15 protein-coding genes are annotated in these 19,897 nt (G+C 43.5%); all 15 read right to left on the bottom strand.

What is annotated here, in order from left to right:
• Positions 1 to 24: 24 nt before the first annotated feature.
• On the bottom strand, positions 25 to 426 hold the full coding sequence (locus tag G9U52_RS29000) for a hypothetical protein (protein ID WP_166154228.1): 402 nt from the start codon (positions 424 to 426) through the stop codon (positions 25 to 27).
• A gap of 100 nt (positions 427 to 526) precedes the next feature.
• Complete coding sequence (locus G9U52_RS28995; RefSeq protein ID WP_166154226.1) at positions 527 to 1,249, bottom strand: response regulator; 723 nt, start codon at positions 1,247 to 1,249, stop codon at positions 527 to 529.
• Between the two features lie 2 nt (positions 1,250 to 1,251).
• Positions 1,252 to 2,406, bottom strand: a complete 1,155-nt coding sequence (locus tag G9U52_RS28990; protein ID WP_166154224.1) for a sensor histidine kinase — start codon at positions 2,404 to 2,406, stop codon at positions 1,252 to 1,254.
• Positions 2,407 to 2,535: 129 nt separating this feature from the next.
• Positions 2,536 to 5,166, bottom strand: coding sequence for a stalk domain-containing protein (locus G9U52_RS28985; protein WP_311764940.1), 2,631 nt, complete (start codon positions 5,164 to 5,166; stop codon positions 2,536 to 2,538).
• A gap of 208 nt (positions 5,167 to 5,374) precedes the next feature.
• Positions 5,375 to 6,580: a methionine adenosyltransferase gene (metK, locus tag G9U52_RS28980; protein ID WP_166154222.1), complete on the bottom strand. Its 1,206-nt coding sequence runs from the start codon at positions 6,578 to 6,580 to the stop codon at positions 5,375 to 5,377.
• Between the two features lie 225 nt (positions 6,581 to 6,805).
• The gene (locus tag G9U52_RS28975; protein ID WP_166154220.1) at positions 6,806 to 7,072 is read right to left on the bottom strand and encodes an alpha/beta-type small acid-soluble spore protein; all 267 of its coding nucleotides are present in this window, start codon (positions 7,070 to 7,072) and stop codon (positions 6,806 to 6,808) included.
• An 87-nt stretch (positions 7,073 to 7,159) separates the two neighbouring features.
• Positions 7,160 to 7,804 carry a hypothetical protein gene (locus G9U52_RS28970; protein ID WP_166154218.1) on the bottom strand — a complete coding sequence of 215 codons (645 nt, stop codon included), beginning with the start codon at positions 7,802 to 7,804 and terminating at the stop codon, positions 7,160 to 7,162.
• Positions 7,805 to 7,900: 96 nt separating this feature from the next.
• Complete coding sequence (locus G9U52_RS28965) at positions 7,901 to 11,290, bottom strand: S-layer homology domain-containing protein (protein WP_166154216.1); 3,390 nt, start codon at positions 11,288 to 11,290, stop codon at positions 7,901 to 7,903.
• Between the two features lie 472 nt (positions 11,291 to 11,762).
• Positions 11,763 to 12,872 (bottom strand): MraY family glycosyltransferase, encoded by a 1,110-nt coding sequence (locus G9U52_RS28960; RefSeq protein WP_166154214.1) that lies wholly within the window; start codon positions 12,870 to 12,872, stop codon positions 11,763 to 11,765.
• Positions 12,873 to 13,002: 130 nt separating this feature from the next.
• Positions 13,003 to 13,746 carry a WecB/TagA/CpsF family glycosyltransferase gene (locus G9U52_RS28955; protein ID WP_512699213.1) on the bottom strand — a complete coding sequence of 248 codons (744 nt, stop codon included), beginning with the start codon at positions 13,744 to 13,746 and terminating at the stop codon, positions 13,003 to 13,005.
• Positions 13,743 to 14,873 (bottom strand): polysaccharide pyruvyl transferase CsaB, encoded by a 1,131-nt coding sequence (gene csaB, locus G9U52_RS28950; RefSeq protein WP_207953277.1) that lies wholly within the window; start codon positions 14,871 to 14,873, stop codon positions 13,743 to 13,745. Before csaB ends, G9U52_RS28955 begins: the two co-directional genes overlap by 4 nt.
• Entirely contained in the window at positions 14,843 to 16,903 is a 2,061-nt protein-coding gene (locus tag G9U52_RS28945; protein ID WP_166154212.1) for a DUF5693 family protein, read from the bottom strand. The genes csaB and G9U52_RS28945 overlap by 31 nt, the downstream gene beginning before the upstream one ends.
• Before the next feature lie 17 nt (positions 16,904 to 16,920).
• Complete coding sequence (locus tag G9U52_RS28940; RefSeq protein WP_166154210.1) at positions 16,921 to 18,624, bottom strand: phospho-sugar mutase; 1,704 nt, start codon at positions 18,622 to 18,624, stop codon at positions 16,921 to 16,923.
• Between the two features lie 11 nt (positions 18,625 to 18,635).
• The gene (fabZ, locus tag G9U52_RS28935; RefSeq protein WP_166154208.1) at positions 18,636 to 19,073 is read right to left on the bottom strand and encodes a 3-hydroxyacyl-ACP dehydratase FabZ; all 438 of its coding nucleotides are present in this window, start codon (positions 19,071 to 19,073) and stop codon (positions 18,636 to 18,638) included.
• 172 nt (positions 19,074 to 19,245) lie between these two features.
• Entirely contained in the window at positions 19,246 to 19,773 is a 528-nt protein-coding gene (locus G9U52_RS28930) for a CDP-alcohol phosphatidyltransferase family protein (RefSeq protein ID WP_166154206.1), read from the bottom strand.
• Positions 19,774 to 19,897 lie beyond the last annotated feature (124 nt).

Below are 19,897 nucleotides of genomic sequence, written 5' to 3'. Positions count from 1 at the left end.
CCTCACAACCAGATTTTTGCATTCTCACAGCATTTTGTAAGCGTTATCTAAAACATCTTGATTACCCAGTCTAACTACCAAAGCCTGGTCATAATTATGGTCGCCTACGATCCAATCCTCTAGCGTTTCTTGGTCTTGGACATGCCTGACCTCTATCCAATATTCGAAACGAAGACGTTCAACAATTGCTAATGTATCATCAGTTGATCCTTGATCGGCAATAGTCATCTGGATATCTTTTCCCTTTAACCATGAAGAAAAGTGTAAATAACGTATAAACCATTCCATCTGCAATTGATTATTGTTGGTAATTAACCAAACCCTAACAGCTTTTCGCCCCTCATGTCGAACCCGCCGGCAACACCAATGCACCAAGAGAATGCTTGCAGCATAGCTGCCTATAATCCAAAGTAACCCTATCATCATCGCGGCCCCCTCCTTAAGGCCAGTATATGCCGCGACGAATAAGGGTGTTCCTTGTGCTTTAAGCCATTACTCATCATTCATGGCTTCCTGAAAGCGTAACTTAGAGTGTTACCCAGCCGTTTTTGATAGCCACAATAACAGCTTGTGTACGATCGTCTACTTCCATCTTTTGCAGAATGCTGCTCACATGGTTTTTGACCGTTTTTTCGCTTATAAACAAAAACTCGCCGATCATCTTGTTGCTTTTGCCTTCAGCCATCAAACGAAGCACTTCTGCTTCTCTGCGGGTTAAGGGACTGCTATCGCTATGTATATATTTGACGCCTGCTTCCTTGGACACCACACCGGATCCGGCAACGCCTACTTCATCCAGGTAGGTCATGCGGCGAAGCTGGTTAATGAGCTTGCCTGTCACTTTAGGATGAATGTACGCATGCCCTGCAACCACAGAGCGTATCGCATTGATTAAGGACTCAGCTTCCATATCCTTTAACAAATAGCCGGAAGCGCCTTTACGCAACGTTTCGAATACATAGCTTTCATCGTCATGTATGGACAAAATAATAACCTTGATATCAGGAAAAATCTCCTTTAGCTTGCCTGTAGCAACCACACCGTTCTCAACGGGCATATTAATATCCATTAATACGATATCCGGGCTTAATGAATTACATAGCTCGATGACCTGAATCCCATCTCCACATTCGCCTACAACCTCAAGGTCGTTTTCCATATTCAATATCCGCTTTACACCTTCGCGAAATAATTGATGGTCATCCGCTAGAACTAGTCTAATATTTCTTTTCGTATTGGCAGCATCCATGATTATTCCTCCTTCGATTCTAATTTAATGGGAATGGTCATCGAAACCTTAGTACCGGCTCCCTTGCCGGATTCAATCTCCATTCTTCCTTCCAGCAATTCCATACGCTCACGCATGCCCATTAGCCCATAATGGCTGCCTTTATCAATCTTCTTGTTGATCTGCTCGACAACAAAACCAATGCCGTTATCCTTAACCATGATTTTCACCATCTGCTGTTGGTAAGTTACTTCCAAAGCTACATGAGAAGCATGGGAATGCTTTAGAACATTGGAAAACGTTTCTTGGACAACCCGGAAAATTGCCACTTCCATACCGGAGGGCAACCGTGTTTCTTTCCCTACTAGATCCATCTTGGTGCGAATTTTCGTTTTATCTTCGTAATCCTGGATAAATTTCCTTAATGCAGGCACAAGCCCCAAATCATCAAGCGCCATAGGGCGCAGATTAAAAATAATTTTGCGAACCTCTTCAATCCCACTTCTTACCTGCACTTTCAAATCAGAAAGCTCTTCCTTCGCCGAGCCGATCGCATCTTTATTAAGCATCCGTTCCGCGATTTCTGTTCGCAGCACGACATTCGCTAAAGTTTGAGCCAGCCCATCATGGATCTCCCTTGCAATCCGCTTTCGTTCTTCTTCCTGTGCCAAAATAATTTTCAACCCAATGAGCTGGCGGTTTTTCGCGGATTCTAACAATCGTGTAACCTGGTCCAAATCTCCATCCAAATATTCCAGCACCACATTAACTTGGGATACGACGGATTCGGCACGCTCCAGCTGCTTGTCCACGTTTTTGATTCGCTTCTGCAGATCATCACGCCGAGCCTTCAGGTGGAGTTCCTTTTCACGGAGCATCGCAAGCTGCGTTTGCATTTGGGTCGCAAGCTCATAGGCTGAACGGATGTCATCCTCTTTAAACCTTTTAAAATCGCGGCTTACCTCAGTCAAGCGTATTCGCGCCCGCCGGTAATCCATTTCAAATTGGTCAACCTTATTAATCGTATTTGTTGTTTCTTCCATGACCTGCTGCAGTTCGCTGTTAAGAGCATCACGTTCTGACCGAACACTTTCACAGATTTCGAAAATTTGGTATTTGCTACTCTCCATGACGTCGATCGCATTTTTAATTACACGATCCAGAGCATCTACTTGCATTCAGGTCAGGCTCCTTTCAGCGCTTCCATTCATAAAAGTCTGTTCCCAGAATCTTTCATCCTTCGAGCAGACTCCTATGCAATATAGTACCATATTTCGATGAGTTTGTAAGAAGTTATCCCGAACTAATTATTGTAAGGTGATCTGCTGGGTCTTTTCATCCCAAGTTACTTTCCAGCCTAAATTCTCGGAAAGAACGCGTAAGGGTACTACGGTAACGTTACTCATAATTTTAGGCGCTACCTCAGCTGTAACCCTCTGTCCGTTTATAATAAGGTCTGGATGGTCAATCCATAAATCAATAAGCTTGTCTCCACGGATCACCGTTACTTTTCGTTCCTTCTCATCCCATCGTACGGTTCCACCTAATGCATCCGTTACAAAACGAATTGGAATCAATGTATTTCCCTGTACAATAACAGGCGCTTGCTCAAGTACCATGTTTTTTCCATTGACGGAGACCGCCGTTTTATTGATCGTCAGATTGACCGCATTCTTGGAAGGAATACTCAATGGACTCTTGTACGTAAAGGTAATATCATCAATTTCGACCTTCCCTTTCGCCGCACGTTCATCCTGCCCAATTTCTTCACTTACTACATAAACACTGCGGACTGTAATAGGGTATTTGAAGTTATAGTTACTTAAATCCTCTGAAACCGTACGCCAGCCCTTCCAGTTAAGTATTGGCGCGAGCTCTACATAAAATACGCCGCCTGCGCTGTCTCTGATCTCCGTTTTAAGCGCATTTAGGCTTTCATCCCCATTAACCCTAAGCTTCATAAATTGAGGCTGCCCCTCAATCTGAATCCCAGCATCAAGGTCGGCATACGCCCATTTCGTCCCCGTTCCTTGAGTGAAATCATAATTCAGCTCCAAGTAGTGGTTCTTAGTAGCGTCTTGCTTGATATAAACCGAGGAGCCTACACTATCTGGCTTTCCTTTAGCCATCGTCATCACATCTGTTTTGTCCAGATCGTACCATACCTGATCCTTACCAATGCCGATCGTCAGCATCGTACTGTATCCATCATAACGTGCTATCACCTGAGCTTGACTAGCTCCTGCTAAATCATTTACGGTTAGAACCCCTTGCTTGACCTCAGCCTTCATGCCCAGGACTTCCCACTGAATAGATTCTGCAGGGATTTCCCTAGTTTTACCCGTCTTTGTAGTTGCTATGACAGGGAGGTTATAGCTGCCTCCTTGCGATAAGACCATATTGGGCATATTGATTTTGAGACTGGCGATCTGGTCTCTACCTGCTACTTCGATACTAACCGTCTGTTTACCGGTTCCCGAGGAAGCATTAACCTGAGCGATCCCTGGTTTATTCGGGGTGAAAATATTATCAGTGAACGACCCAGCATCATTGCTTACGGACCAGGTTGCTGGTACTTTTTCAGTTGCTTCAATAGGATTATAATATTCATCATATCCCCTAACGCCCAAGGCTGCCTTCTCATTAACGAATAGCATCGTAGGTGCTTGGATAAAAAGCCCTTTCACTTGCCCTTTGGGGGCTAATGAATATACCCCTACTCCATTGACTACCTTGCGCTGTACGCCCGTCTCCAGCTTATTAGCCACTATAGGAGATACTTCTCCTAGTGGACGTGCCGCCATCTGTGTAGAGCCCCCTCCATCCAGGTTCATACCTTTCCAGACGCCTACTTTGATCATAAATTGCTGAAGCTCAGTCATGGTAAGCCCTTTGCTGTCCCCAGCGTTATCTACGGTAATCAGATACGCATATTTCTGGTCCTTCGAGTAGCCTATTGCCGTTCTCGACCGGGTGCAGCATAAACTAGCAACTTCGCGCGAGAATTCCGTTGGCTGGCCTTCGTCTACCATAATGGTATGACCGCCAATCATCATTTTAAATTTAGTGGTGTCATAGGTTTTACTTGAATCCTGTGGTAGCACCTGGTAATCAGCAATAAGCGGATCGCCAACCTTCAGATGCTTCATAACAAAATCAGCCGCGAGCCCCGATGCACGCAGTATATAACCATCAGCTGGTGCAATCATATCAATAATCGTATTTTCTGCGATTTGCTTAATGATTCCATTCTGGACTAATACCTCGGTAGGCACAGTCGTTCCATCATTGGATCGGTCTGATTGCCCCCAAGCATTCGTATACATAAACATCGCATCGATGTGGCTATGCTCATCATTCGGCTCAAACCAATAGTACGTTTTGTTAATGCCCCCCAATGTAAATTGGGCACCATCCTTGGCCATTACATGGCCCTGAAAAGTGAATAAGTCTACGATAGGTATATTATCTTTGGATAACGCAAAGGTATAAAACCCCGGCAAATAAGGAGGAGTCGCCATTAGCTGCCCGTTAGCGATCTCGGGTCCCATAGGCACGCCTTCGGCTTGTGTGTTATAGAAGTCGCCATTAATACCCGCTACAGCACCCGTTTCTTTAGTCATACCTAGCACACTTTGCTTTTTCGTAAATTGATTATTCGTACCACTCATGACATCAAGCTTTACAAGTGGATTCGTCAAATCCACCTCTACCACATTACCGTTAGTTGTAATTTCTTTATTGTTCCGAATTGATTTCCAAACATATTTTTTCAAAATTGCGCCCGACGTTAATATTTCTTGACCAACCTCTGTGACAGTCGGTTCGGAAGCAGCCAGCACCCTGTTAGTTGTCATGGTCATAAATGGCGATAAAAAAATCATTGTAGATAGTACGATTGCAGATACTTTCGTTCCCAATTGCTTATGCTTAACCACTTGTATGCTCCCTTCTTATCCCAGCCTATAAGATATAGACTCTATAACTCTATGAAAAGTTACGTTTAAGGCAAACTAAATTAAAAAAAGTAGAATCAATAAGCTCTCTATAATAATAGAAAAACAAAAAAACAGACGGGCATCGCCCACCTGCTTTTGTTATTTGTTATATGTTTGATGTGGCTATTTTGATGTGGCTATTTAAAATTTAAAGGTAGGCATCGCGTTTCAAAAGCTCTGCTTTATCTGTACGTTCCCACGGAAGATCTACATCTGTCCGTCCAAAATGTCCATAAGCCGCTGTTTGTTTGTAAATTGGGCGACGAAGGTCCAACTGCTTGATAATGCCCGCTGGACGCAGGTCAAAATGTGCACGAACCACTTCAACTAACTTCTCTTCGCTAACTTTACCTGTTCCGAATGTATCCACAGCTATAGAGACTGGACGGGCTACACCAATCGCATACGCCAATTGGACTTCACAACGATCGGCTAAACCTGCCGCGACGATGTTTTTAGCTACATAACGGGCAGCATAAGCACCGGAACGGTCAACTTTTGTTGGATCCTTACCGGAGAAAGCTCCGCCACCATGACGGGCATATCCACCGTATGTATCCACAATAATTTTACGTCCAGTTAAACCTGCATCACCTTGAGGGCCACCAATAACAAAACGGCCTGTTGGGTTAATGAAATATTTAGTTTCGGAATCCAAAAATTTCTCTGGTACAATTGGCTTAATCACATGCTCTTTAATATCAGCTTGGATTTGCTCCAATGTAGTATCTTCACCATGCTGTGTAGACACAACAATCGTATCCACACGAAGAGGTGTATCTCCGTCATATTCAACAGTTACTTGTGTTTTTCCATCAGGACGAAGGTATGGCAAAGTTCCGTTTTTACGAACCTCAGTTAAACGACGAGCCAATTGATGGGCAATCGAAATCGGAAGCGGCATCAATTCAGGTGTTTCATTCACAGCAAAACCAAACATCATCCCTTGGTCGCCTGCACCGATAGCTTCAATCTCATCATCAGACATTGTACCTTCACGAGACTCAAGTGCACGGTCAACGCCTTGTGCGATATCAGCAGATTGTTCATTTAAAGAAACAAGCACTGCGCATGTTTGCGAATCAAACCCAAATTTAGCACGTGTATATCCAATTTCTTTAATCGTTTGGCGGGCAATGGCTTGAATATCTACATATTCCGATTGGCTTGAAATTTCTCCAATAACTAAAACCAAGCCTGTTGCTACAGAAACTTCGCAAGCAACACGAGCGTTAGGGTCATTGGCAAGAAATGCGTCCAATACGGAGTCTGAAATTTGGTCACAAATTTTATCTGGATGTCCCTCTGTTACTGATTCTGATGTAAATAACCGTCGACCGCGTGGTATTGACATACTATTATCAACCTCCTGAATAATTTTCACATAGCTTACTTCTTTAAATAAGGGAAGTAGTTTATGGATAAGTCTGCATAGACAAAAAAATCAACCTTTTCCGAGTGGAAAAGGCTACATTAATAATACCTTCTTTTAGTTATGTTACTGGATTTGTCGAGTACTGTCAATAAATTTGCATGTGAACCTATAATCTTAACAATCAACAGGTATGCATAAAAAAGATTATAAATTAAACATCGTTTCTTCAGCCTTTTTAATCAACCTGCTTGTAATCGCACCACCTACCGCACCCGCATCTCTTGCAGTAATATGGCCCCAATAATCCTCTTTAATGGAGTTTGAAGAAAAAGCACCTAATTCCGTTGCAAACTCAACGTTCAAATCAGCTATAGATTTACCCACAGGCAAGCCCATTTCAGCTGCGATTTCATATTTCAGAGCATCAATGGCATGATGGCATTCCGGTACAATTTTATTATGTTTAGCCACGATCATTCACCTCCAGTACGTGATAACCGTAGTATCTCCCTCGACTGAAGCAACAACCGTATAATCTATTGTCATTATGGGTAAAATTTATGATGTCACCTTGCTGCCATCTGCATTCGTAATGAGATAAGCACCGCGAACCATGATATAAATATCTTGCTTCACTTTGGCATCCGATTTAATGCCTCTGCCTTCACGAGGAAACACAAGCAAATGGTTTAATTCCACTGTTGCTCCAGCCGCTATATCCTTGCCTGAAGTGACATCAGGGATCCCGTTTTCATCGGAGCTAATAACCGCTACCTTGCCTGTACGCACAATAATTTCTGCCCCTGCTCCTCCATAGAGCACTTGTCCCGGTTCTAGCTTGATAACCGTTAAGCTTGTAGCCCCTGTTGAGGTGGAAGGATTGGGAGCTTCAATAACTGGCGGCAGTGTAGGTGTAGGCGGATTACTGGTAGTGGGCGTCTCAGGAATTGGCTGAAATTCTGCCAGCTCTGTTGCAATCATCTGTTTGACTTTATCTTCAGTAATGGTTTGTTTGGTAAGCTCTTCTGTAATCTTCTGTTTAATATTTTGCTCCAAGTAGCTTTTCGTAATAACGGGGTCATTGATGGTTCCCGGTTGGTTATCAGTTGCTGTGGGTGATCCTCCATCTGCTCCAGCGATAACAATGGTTGATGTCCATATGAGTAAAGTGCTTATAAGCGTTTTTATAGCAGTTTTATACATCCAATCGCTCCTTGCATAAATATGTAGTTTCTGTAAAAAATACTTAAAAAAAAGAGACCCTATGAAGGGTCTCTTTATAAGGCTTTAGCTTAAAGATTAGTTAACTGTAATAACCGTGGAAACTGTTTTACCGTTAGTTGCAAGAAGATTCACTGTAAATCCAGTTACTCCAGCATCTATAGCAGTAATTTTACCAGTGTTGTCAATAGCAACAGTTCCAGTTCCAACAATATCAGAGATGTAGAAAGTTAGGCCAAGACTAGCAGCATAAATTTGTACAAATTGATCTGCTGGTGCTGTTCCGTTATCTTTTTTCAACGATCCAGGGCTGCGATCAGAAACGATTTCATCACCATATTGGTCTTTAATGGTAAGTTTCTCGAACAATTGCTCATCCCACGCGTACAAAGTACCAGCTGTAATCTTGCTAGCTGCAGTTGTTCTAGTAAGTGTATTACCGGATTTAGCAGCTACGATACTGCTAACTGCTGGAGCTTCATTCTTGGTAGTTACTGTCAATGTGGAAGTAGCTTTATCATTAAGTTTAGCTGTGTTATACACTACATTGATAGAAGCAGTACCTGCATCCAAACCAGTAATGAATTTAGTGTTGAATACACCAACAGTAGCAGGATTAGAGCTACTTACGGATGAGATATTAGTTGGAACCGCTACTACATCGCCACCACTTGTTGTTGCTCTTACTTTAAGTTCTTTACCGAATTTAGGGAAGTTGTCTCTAACATATGTTGCACCGTTAACGCCACCTAGGTAATCATCAACAGCAAGGATAGTGTTATTCACACCTTTATCCAAGTATACTTCATAGTTAAGGTTTGTGCTGCTGGACTCAGCATTCAATACGCCAATTGTAACTGGAGCATTTGAAACATAACGCCATCCATTAGCATTACTGCTGTCTGCTTGTAACAGGTAGGCAGTTAAAGTAAAGGAAGATTCAGTTGTTACATTACCTGTATAGAACTTGAACGCTTTGTCGAAAATATCATTAGTAGGGATTTCTACTACAGTACCTGTAAGTGCAGTACCATTATAAACATTGCTAGTAACACTTGAAGCTGTAGTTGAAGGATCAATAACATACTTTTTAGTAGTTGTAGCCGTTGGGTTACCAGCGGAATCCTGAACAACGTCATTACTTCTCAATTGGAACCCATTTGAAGGTGTACCGTTAAGAGCAAGAAGGACCTTAGTTTGAACGCCATTTTGGCTAGAAAGCTTCAACTCGCCACCGTATTGATCGTATACTTTAAGTTTGAACTCGTTATCTGTGTTGCCAACCATAAATTTCTTAGCCGCACTTGAGTATGAGATTTTGTCAGCTTTACGTACATCGCCTACAGAAACATTCAAGTTGGACTTAACATTAGGGTTGTCATTCAGCATAACAGTAATACCTGCATTACCTTTAGAGGAAACGCGGGAAACTTTAATCATACCTTTGTATTCTCCAGTTTGAACGATTGGAGTGCTTCTAGTTCCAGTAGTGCCAATTTCAGCTACGTTAAAGGAATTATCAAGCGTGATTCCGCCATTGGAGTAAATATTAAATTTGTAAGCATTTTTAGCGATATCGTCTGCACTCAAAGTATCACCTTTGGAATCTTTAACGATAAGCGGAATATAGAATTTCTTTCTAAGGTCACTATCATTAGCAATAGCTGGAATTGAGCTATCATCTTCAGCAGCTAATGTGTAAGTGTAAGAACCAAACTCAACAGTTGCTGGAACCTTACTAGTTGTAACCTTAAGTGTTTTGGTAATTTGTTGACCAGTACCATTAGCAATCAAAGTCAAAGTAACATTATCTTTGGACTCATTGCGGTTATACTTAAGTTTCAAATCAGCAGCATCGTCACCGATTTCGTTGGAAACGAAGAACTCATTAGTGCTTGTTTCGTTACCTGTGCTTGTGCTGTCAACAATGTTGCCATCAGTAGCATATACAGTAACACCTTTATTCAATTCTTCTGCAGTTTCAACATTAATGCCGTATTGGTCTAATGCTTTAAAACCAAGGTAAACGTTTGTGTTGTACTCTAAAGAAGTAATTGCAGTGTTAGCACTGTTTAATAGCTCGCCAGCTTCGATTTTAGCAACATAAGGGTTGTCGCCAATTGCAAATACTTTATTTGCAGTTACGCCCGAATCCTGATGAACAACTGTAATGGATACACGATCATTACGTTGTAATTTGCTATCATTAGTAGTAGGAGTACCGGAAATATTAGTTGCTACTGCTTGTTGAACATAGAACGCTTGTTGACCAGTGATGTTTTGAACTGAAATGTCACTGCTTGTATTGATGTTAAAGTTGTTAGCAGAAAGGCTCGATTGAGCACCATACTGGTTAGTTGCTTTAAACTCAATTCTCAATTTATTAGTTGTTCTAGGAAGCGTTTCAGACGCTGTCAAGAACTCAATTTTAGTGATACGTTCAGGCGTTACAGTAACAGAAGCTGTGGATGCAGTAGTATCAATGTTAGTCAATCCACTGATTGTTGCTGTATACGTACCTTCTTGGAACTTTGTTTCAAAAGTCAATGTTGCAGTAGTTTTGTCTTCACTCCATGCAGTTGTGTAGTTAGTTACTACAGCACCATTAGCATTTTTCAGCTCAACTTTAAGGTTTGTAGCGTCCGCTGCAGTTAAAGCACCATTTAATTGAAGAGTCAATTTGTTGGCATCAGTAGCTTTCAAGGATGAAATTGCGTATCTACCATCAAATTTAGGTCCTTTATATTGAGATTTGGCTTCAGAAGCACCAAGTACCAATAGGTCACGAGTCGCATTGGAAGTTCCACCAAACTTGCCGTCAGTACCATTGCTTAGCAATTTCAATTGAAGAGCTAATGCTACATAACCTTTAGCCCAATCAGTTACAGTTGTGTCCGTAACACCTGGAGTTGCTTTAGCAACGGAATCTTGACCAAGACCACGAACCAAGAAAGTAGCCAGTTGTTCTTTAGTAACTTTACCTGCTGGGTTAAATTGTCCAGGAGCATAACCATCAGTAATGCCTGCTGCTTTAACTGCTTCGATATAAGGAAGAGCGTATCCGTTAGCTGGATCGTCAGACTTCACATCGGAGAAAGTGGAAGTTTTAGCTGTAGTATCAACTTTAAGGTTGAAAATCAATGCTGCTACTTTAGCGAATTGAGCGCGGTTCATTTCGTCTTTAAGACCAAATGTACCTTCTTTAACGCCATCAAAAACACCTGCAGAAATTAATGCATCAAATTTCACTTTTGTTGCTGCGTCAAGATCCTTAAGATCTGTAAAATCAGCGGATGTTTTAGTAGCGTCTGTTTCTGCAGCAAGAGCTACCGATGAAAACATTGAGAATGCCATAGCTAGGGATAAAATAGTTGATAAACTTTTCTTCATAACCTTTTGTTCTCCTCCTCGAATATCTTTCGTTTTTTGAAAGTTTTGTTTAGATAAATTATAGCTTGATTCCCTCATTAGCCGTTTCACCCCCTTCCCAGAGTTTAAGCGAAATGATTTATTTATTAAGGTCTGCAACGTATGAGTTTGCAGAAACTAGTAAACAATAGAATGAAAGAATGGCCAGTCATACACCCTTATACATTATACACTGTGCAACTAGTAAGGTAAAGAGGTTGTTTTTGAAAATATATCCAATCAACCTTGCCGGCCTGCTGTTTTGTGTTTCAATGTATTAAACGCGGCGTTGTGTAAAAAGTTGCGCTCTTAGAAAAAAACTTTTTTTGGGGCGATCAACTCATTTCACTCGATATCGTGTAGTAACATGTCTATCAAATTGATACTGCTTGTCTACGTAACTTAGTATACAACTTTATGCAGCCTTGCGTCATCACGTATTATTTTCCATGTTGCCCCCTCTCTATCGGTTCTGGCCGCACCTACTAAAAAGCTCCCGAACCTCTAAGGTTTGGGAGCTTTTCTTTCTTATTTATTTGGTCATCCGAGAACGTGCACTTACAAGTGCTCTAACTTTTTGCAGAAACCGTAACACGGGCTTTTTGGTTTGGCTGATAATTCCAATCGCTTCAGCACCTAACACAAGAATCGCTATTAATACGACGATCAATAAAACCATTCCCCAGATTACTTCTTGCTCCGACATATAAGAAAGCAATACTGCCGAGACACCAAATATCGAAGCAATCGCATAAATAATCAAAACCGTAAGCCTATGGCTAAAGCCCAGCTGGAGCAAACAGTGGTGAAGATGGCTTTTGTCCGGCTTGGAAATGGGCACTTTATTCACCCACCGACGCAAGATCGCAAACAGCGTATCTGATATCGGAACTCCCAGAATCATAATAGGAACTAGTAAGGACAAAACAATGGATTGCTTAAAACCAAGAATGGATAAGGTCGCCAAGCTGAATCCTAAAAACAATGATCCGGAGTCTCCCATAAAAATTTTGGCGGGATGGAAGTTATAAAATAAAAAGCCTACTATACTGCCCAACAAGATGATACTCAATAAGACAACGGTCACATTGCCCATCATTAAAGCAAGCACAAGAATGGTAGTCGTTGCAATCCCCGAAACACCTGCTGATAACCCATCCAAGCCATCTATTAAGTTAATCGCATTCGTGACGCCAACAATCCAAAAAATCGTAAGTGGAACCGATAACCATGTCAAGGAGATGATTGTATCCCCAAAAGGCACATTGACTAACTCAATAACAACTCCGGAATAGACAACTACACATGCAGCTATGATCTGTCCAAGCAGCTTGATTTTGGGAGATAAGTCAAAGCGGTCATCAAGCGCACCTAGAAGGACTATTATCGAGCCTCCGATTAACAATCCTACAGCAACATCCTTTTGAACCAAATCAATCGCAGGAGAAACGACAAAGTAAGCCCCCACAAATGCAATAAAAATAGCTAATCCACCTAACCTAGGCATAATCCTGCTATGTACCTTCCGATGATTGGGTGCATCTACAGCCCCTACCCAAAATGCAAAGCGCTTCACCAAAGGCGTCATCAGCAAGGCAATCAAGCAGGCAACTACAAAACCAATTCCGTACAATACATTCATTATCTATACACAGCCCCTTATATTCTATACAAACAGCGAAACAACTTAAATTATACTCTGTCCGGGCGTATATTACTACCTTCAATTAGGGGAAAAGCAGGTGTGTGAAGGCATTTCGTAAGACAGTTTCTTAAGGTTTCTGCACTTTTTCTTTTTCGCGAATAACCTTGAAGACAAACTTCGGCAGCTCCAGCATTCTTTTATAACGCCAAGGCTCTTGCAAAAGACGGTAAAACCATTCGAGCCGCAGCTTCAGAAAGATTTTGGGTGCTCTTTTTAATTTGCCTGAAAGCACATCGAAGCTGCCTCCTACACCCATAATAATAGGAACGTGTAGTTGCTCTTTATGCTGGGCAATCCACGGCTCCTGCTTATCAGCTGACCGTCCTATTAATAGGATGTCCGGCTGATGCTTCCGAATATTCTCGATCACCTGCTGGTCCTCATCGGCTTGAAAGTAACCATCCCGATAGCCTACAAGCTGTAAAGCCGGGTATTGCCGCTTTATGTTGCTAACAGCCGCTTCCATCATTTCTGGAGAAGCCCCTAGAAGAAATACTTTCCAACCCTTTAATTCGCTTAGTTGCATTAGTCGATGCAGCAAATCAAAACCAGTTACCCGCTCAGCGACAGGGTTGCCTACGTAATTTGCGGCCCACACCACACCTGCCCCATCTGGCACAACCAGATCTGCTTTCTGAAGCAGATTTAGAAAGCTAGGACTCTCCACAGCAGACATCACCATGATAGGATTCGCGGTTACGATTTGATGCGGCTCGCGGGATTCGATCATTCGTATAGCGAGTTTAACCGTATCATCCATATTTAGCTTGGAAAAAGGCACACCGAATATCGATACTTTGGGTATGGTCAACTGAAATCCCTTCCTTTATTGAAAAATAAAGCGATCTGCTGGGCAGGTGTTTGGGCTTCACTCTTCAAGCGTTCAATAAGTGGTTGTTTATCCAGCTGCCATTGTAGCCGTTGCTGCAATAACCTAGCTGTTTCCGAGGCAATAAGCTGCGCGCTAATTGTAGTAGTATTAGCTACTGCCTTCATGTCCAATCGGTTTAAAAACTGGTCGATTTTCGGATCATACGAAATGCCTAGCATCGGTACCTGCTGTGATGCGGCATAGATCAAGGCATGCAGCCGCATGCCGATCAATACATGGCAACGCCCCACCTCTGCCAGCATCTGCTGGGGATGGGAAACCCCAGTCGCTGTCGTTATACGCCCGCTGTATTGGTCATCCAGTTGCTTCCTTATATAATGGGAAGCTTCCTCATCCGAGGGCAGATGGAAGGGCAAGAACCGAATTTGTGCTTTTGTCTGCTGCAATATCAAAGTAATGGCCTCAGCCAGTGAATCGAGCTCAGAACGATCTTGGTTCCAGTAACGGACCGATACACCTATAATAGAAGCTTCTGAACGATCTGTGGCGGCCTGCCCTGTAGATTGGGTAGCTAATGGCATTCCCATTACAGGATCTGGCACCACCATAATGTCACGCTTTACTTTCATTTGCAGCAGCAATTGCTTGGATTCCTCATCACGTACGGATATGAGCTGGCAGCGATTAAATACAGATTTTATCCAACCAAAAAACATCCCTCGATGGACGGGGCCGATCCCCTGCGAGTAAATAAACGTAGGTTTTCCTAAAAACTGGGCTAATTTGATAATCGCTAAGTAATAGGGAATGGTCTTAGCTCCTGTTGCATCCTGTAGCAAGCTTCCACCCCCGCTGATCAAGCCATCCGAATTACGGATGGCTTGAATAAGAGCAGCGGGTTTCATCCGGTGGATAGCCTCAACATTGTAGGTTTGGGAGGTCCGAGCTGGATGATTGGATAAAACCACAGGTACAAACCGGATGCCCCTGCTCTTCCCTTGCTCGTCTAAGGCAAGCAGAATCGATTGCAGAACCGCTTCATCCCCACTGTTATCAAAACCATAATAGCCCGATATTAAGATCCTTTTAGAAGTAAGGGTGTCCAACGACGCCAGCTCCTAACTACAATTTCCCATGCTGCAATGTACACGATCCCAATTACAATCCCGAAACAAAGTCCATACAAGACACGGATATACGAAATCAAAAGCGGGGTATGCAGATGCGCAAATGTATCTACTATAGAAGCTTGCCCAATAATGCCTACCAAAATTAACAGCACCGCACTACGGTATTTGACGCATAAATAGGCTCCCAGCAAAAATAGAGGGTGGGCAATCAGAAATTCTTTGGTACGCGGACGTACGCCCAATGTATTTTCCAAAAAGGAACGGAATAACTTTTCCATTGTGGAGGCTTGACCTTCGTTGCCTGTCCTCGATAAATAATAGAAGCCTGCGGCTGTAAGGAGTGCTGCACCAATCAGCCACAACACACTAATGTTGGATTCAAGCAGCTTGCGAGCCTTCACAATCGTATCTTTATAGGATAGATTGTCGCTAAATAACAGCCAGTATAAAGCAACAATGATAATTGGCAGCAAATGCAGGACACTGACGCCGCGGAATTGTTCCATTAGAAGCATATACGTTATAGGGTTTAGCAAGCCTACGATAAAGAACATTCCGATTAAAGAAATACCGGACGTTCGAAGCAATAACCAAATCGCATAAAGTAAGCTTGCGCCCGTTGGTGCCTTGTACCGTTTTCGAATCGAACGGATGGCGAGAATCATAGCTAGGATCGGCGCGGATGTACCGGCCGCCAGAGCAAGCCCTTGGGCAAACAAGCTCGAAGAGAGCACGAACAGACCCGCGGAACCCCCCATTCCAATAAGAAATACCAAGATGGCAATTTCCGGGAAAAAGCAGGCCACGGTGATGGCAATTAAAGCAACTGCCCCTAACCAAATCAAGAGCTTGGCTGCCGTTTGCCAATCGGAATGCACTAAATAAAATTTGCCTGCAGGCGCTAATACGTAGCCTGCCGCTTCAATCCGTTTCAAGGCTCCATCCTTGCCTGATAAGCTTTCATAGATCGAATCCAGCGGATTCAGAATCTTCCCTTTATCCAGGTTTCTAACCGCCCTCGCATTAATGAATACCATGCGAATATTGCGGTCTTTGACAGCCAGTACAAATCGGTCGGATACCCCTTGAATTCTATCCTCTAATTCAGGCTCCGTTAAATTGGCTGTCAGCTTCTCGCCATCCGATTCTGTAAAGGAATGTAGGCGAACCACATCATGCTGGATCATCTTCGCTAGACGGTTAAACCCTTTCTGCGGAGCTTTCTGCAATTCGATGGTAGCCAAACCCATTTCATATTTCTTCATTAGCTCTGCCATCAAGTCGAGCTTTTCAAAGTTTTCGTCATTGACATATCCAGGCACGGTTTCTCCATCTATAATGAAGCGTTGTACACCGAATTTGGCCAGGTTGGCTAAGAGCATGTCCATTCGCTGGACATCGAAGGTCCGGCGATTGGACATCCGTACAACAATCTGAAAGCCTTGCTCCTTTAGCATCTTTAAGGCGATCGGATCTGGATCCATAGTCACTAAGCCGGCTTCCTCACGGCTCATTTCAATAATTAGGCCATTTTGGTTCTTGAGGCTCCAAGGGCGAACCTTCGCATTATAGCTGGCGAATGTACGGGTAATTAACATTTCCAACATATCCTGCGACTCTTTCTCGGCAAATAAAATATACGTGAAATTCTCGTTAGGCGAAATTGGCGTTTGGGTTAACGCCGTTGCTTCATGTGATGAAAAGATCTCGATGCGGCGGGATAACCGCAATTCATTCAGTGTTGACTCATAAAGCGCTAACGAATGCACACCATTTTTCTTGAGCTCTTGGAGCTGGTTAGTCACGAATTGCCGCGGATCTGTTTGAAGATCCCCTATCTCCAACAAATCGCGATAATCAAAAACAAACTCCACTTTACGGCCTGATCCTTCTTCCGTCTGCGATCTTTCGAAAGCTACAGGAATGGAGGCCAGCATCCCAAGGATAACCAGCCCCCAAAGCCATTTTAAACTTTGTCGATTCCATCTTAAGTAGCGCGTTCTCAACACATTCACTCCTGCCGTTATTGGTCAACTCGGCTCATCACGGAGGTTACTAATCCATGAATAGCTTCGGAGGCTGCTTGTGCGCTCGTACCGCGTACAGCAAAATAAATTTTAATTTTAGGTTCCGTTCCAGAAGGGCGCAAGCAAAACCACGAATTGTCCGCTAGCGTGTATTTAAGCACATTTTCTGTTGGCAGCCCGTAGAGACCCAAGGAAAAATCCTCAACTTTGGTTACTGGCTGCCCGTTAACTTCCGTTGGCGGCTGGTTGCGCCAATTTTCCATAATGGCTTGAATCTGCTCGACGCCATCCTTGCCCTTTAACGTGCGGGATTCCAGCGATTCCAGGAAATAGCCGTGGCGGCCATACAGCTCCTGAAGCACCTCGTACAGAGTTTTTCCCTTGCTCTTGTAATAAGCAGCTGCTTCGCATATCAGCATCGAGGCAACAACGGCATCCTTGTCCCTGGCATAGGTGCCTGCCAAGTAACCATAACTTTCTTCATAACCAAACAAAAACGCAGACTCTCCCGTTTCTTCGAACTGAGACATCTTCTCGCCGATATATTTGAAGCCTGTTAATGTATTCAAGGTTTCTACTCCATAATGCTCCGCTACGGCAGCGCCCATTTCACTGGTCACGATCGTCTTGATCACAACCCCATTGCCAGGAAGCTCGTTGCGCTTTTTCAAGCTGCTGAGCAAATAATCGACCATGATCGCACCTGACTGGTTACCGGTCAATACAAAATATTGCCCGTCTGCATCTTTGACAACAGCACCCATCCGGTCACAATCCGGGTCAGTCCCGATAATAATATCAGCATCGACTTCTTTAGCCTTCCGAATAGCCAGCGCAAACGCTTCTTTTTCTTCAGGGTTTGGTGATTTAACTGTTGAAAATTTTGCATCAGGAAGTTCTTGCTCAGCTACGACATAAACTTGCGCGAACCCAATCGTTTTCAGTGCAGCACGGACTGCCAAATTGCCGGCTCCATGCAGCGGCGTAAACACGATTTTGAATTGGTTGCTTGTGCGTTTCACGGTTTCCGCATTAAGGCTTACCGAGGTCACCGCTTTTATGTATTGTTCATCCAAGTCCTGGCCAATCCATTCTAACAGCCCGTTGGCTTCAGCGAGTGAACGCTTCTCCCGCAACACATCGGCAAACGACTGCACTTCTTGGATCGCCGCTATGACTTGCTCAGCTTGCTCAGGAACAAGCTGGCCACCATCAGAGCCATATACTTTATAGCCATTATATTCAGGCGGATTGTGGCTTGCAGTGATGACTATGCCGGCTGACGCCTTCAAGGCCCTTACGGAAAAGGAAAGCTCCGGTGTGGAACGCAATGATTCAAAGACGTAGGCTTTGATCCCGTTGCCTGCCAATACTTTGGCAGCCTCCAAGGCAAATTCCGGCGATTGGTTACGGGAATCATAAGCGATCACTACTGACGGATTCTCGGCTCCTGATGCAAGGACAAAAGCTGCAAGACCTTGCGTAGCCCTCCCCACGGTATAACGATTGATTCGGTTCGTGCCTGCGCCAATAACGCCACGAAGTCCACCCGTCCCGAATTCAAGATCCCGATAAAACCGGTCTTCAATTTCCTTCGGTTGGGCTTCAATGCCCTTTAGCTCGGCTTTGGTGCTTTCATCAATAGCCGGATCTGCCAGCCATTGCTCATATAGGTCTTGGACACGATTTAGTGTACTCATTCATTCAGCTCCTATTCTTTAACCGCATCAGATAAAGCAAACATCAATCCACCTTCAGCTACAACTTTATCGCCTACTTTGGCAACCGCAGTCCCTTTACCAATCGATCCCTTTAAACGGGTAATCGTCACTTCTAAGGTTAAGGTGTCACCAGGCACGACTTGGCCACGGAACCGAAAATCATCAATACCCGCAAAAAAACCCAATTTGCCCTTATTGGCTTCTAAGGATAACATCGCAACCGTCCCGACTTGGGCTAAGGCTTCCACAATCAGTACGCCCGGCATTACCGGATAAGATGGAAAATGGCCAGCAAAAAACGGCTCATTAATCGTCACATTTTTGATTCCTTTGGCCCGGATCCCAGGTTCTACCTCCAAAATTCGGTCAACTAGTAAAAAGGGGTATCGATGGGGGATAATCGCTTGAATTTGCACAGCATCTAACACAGTTTTATTGCTCCTCTCCTTGGGCAGGTATAAAAAAACCGAATTCAACTTACACTACTACTATTCCTTCATGATCTGCAGTATTGAGGGTTGATATAAGGGGCTTATGTAGCGGTTTGCTTTCTTGAAGCTAAATTCTGCATAAGCTCTTTTTCAAAAAAACTTGGGTGTTTCACTTTAAGTGTCTGCTTCGTTGTTGGTTAAGTCGATTGAATTGGTAAATATAGATGATTGATGTTAAGAAAGAAATCACGATCACCGTCCATAAATACACATGGGCATACGGAAGCTCAAAAATAATGAGCATAATCGCTATGTAATATAAGACGGTAGTAAGCTTCCCCATAGCATTGGCGGGAACCGTCTGCTTACCACGAAAGTGAAAAATGGCAGAGCCTACGATCATCCCAGCATCACGCAAAAACATCGCAGCCGCAGCAGCCCAAGAGATCATTCCCGCAAATACGAGCGATAAAATAACGGTGATCATCATCGACTTATCTGCCAGCGGGTCGAGCATGCTGCCAAGCTGGGTAACCAAATTCCGGCTGCGTGCAATATAACCATCCAGCACATCGGTTAAGCCCGCAAGCAGCAAAATCAAAAAGGCCGTACGGATATGGCCTGCTTCAAATACAAGCAAGTAGAGAGGAATTAACAAAAATCGACACAGCGTTAACAGGTTAGGTGTATTCCACATGGAAATTCAGCTACCTCCCCACAAGAATGAACGGCGTAGAGCTAGAGCCGTCTTTCATGATGACGCGTACAAATGTGTGGACTCTTTCCATTTATTATACCGTTGTTGGAACAAAAATAAAACT

This window comes from Paenibacillus agricola (assembly GCF_011440305.1).
In the GTDB taxonomy this organism is placed as follows: Bacteria; Bacillota; Bacilli; order Paenibacillales; family NBRC-103111; genus Paenibacillus_S; species Paenibacillus_S agricola.
This window is presented reverse-complemented; position numbering and strand designations above follow the sequence as displayed.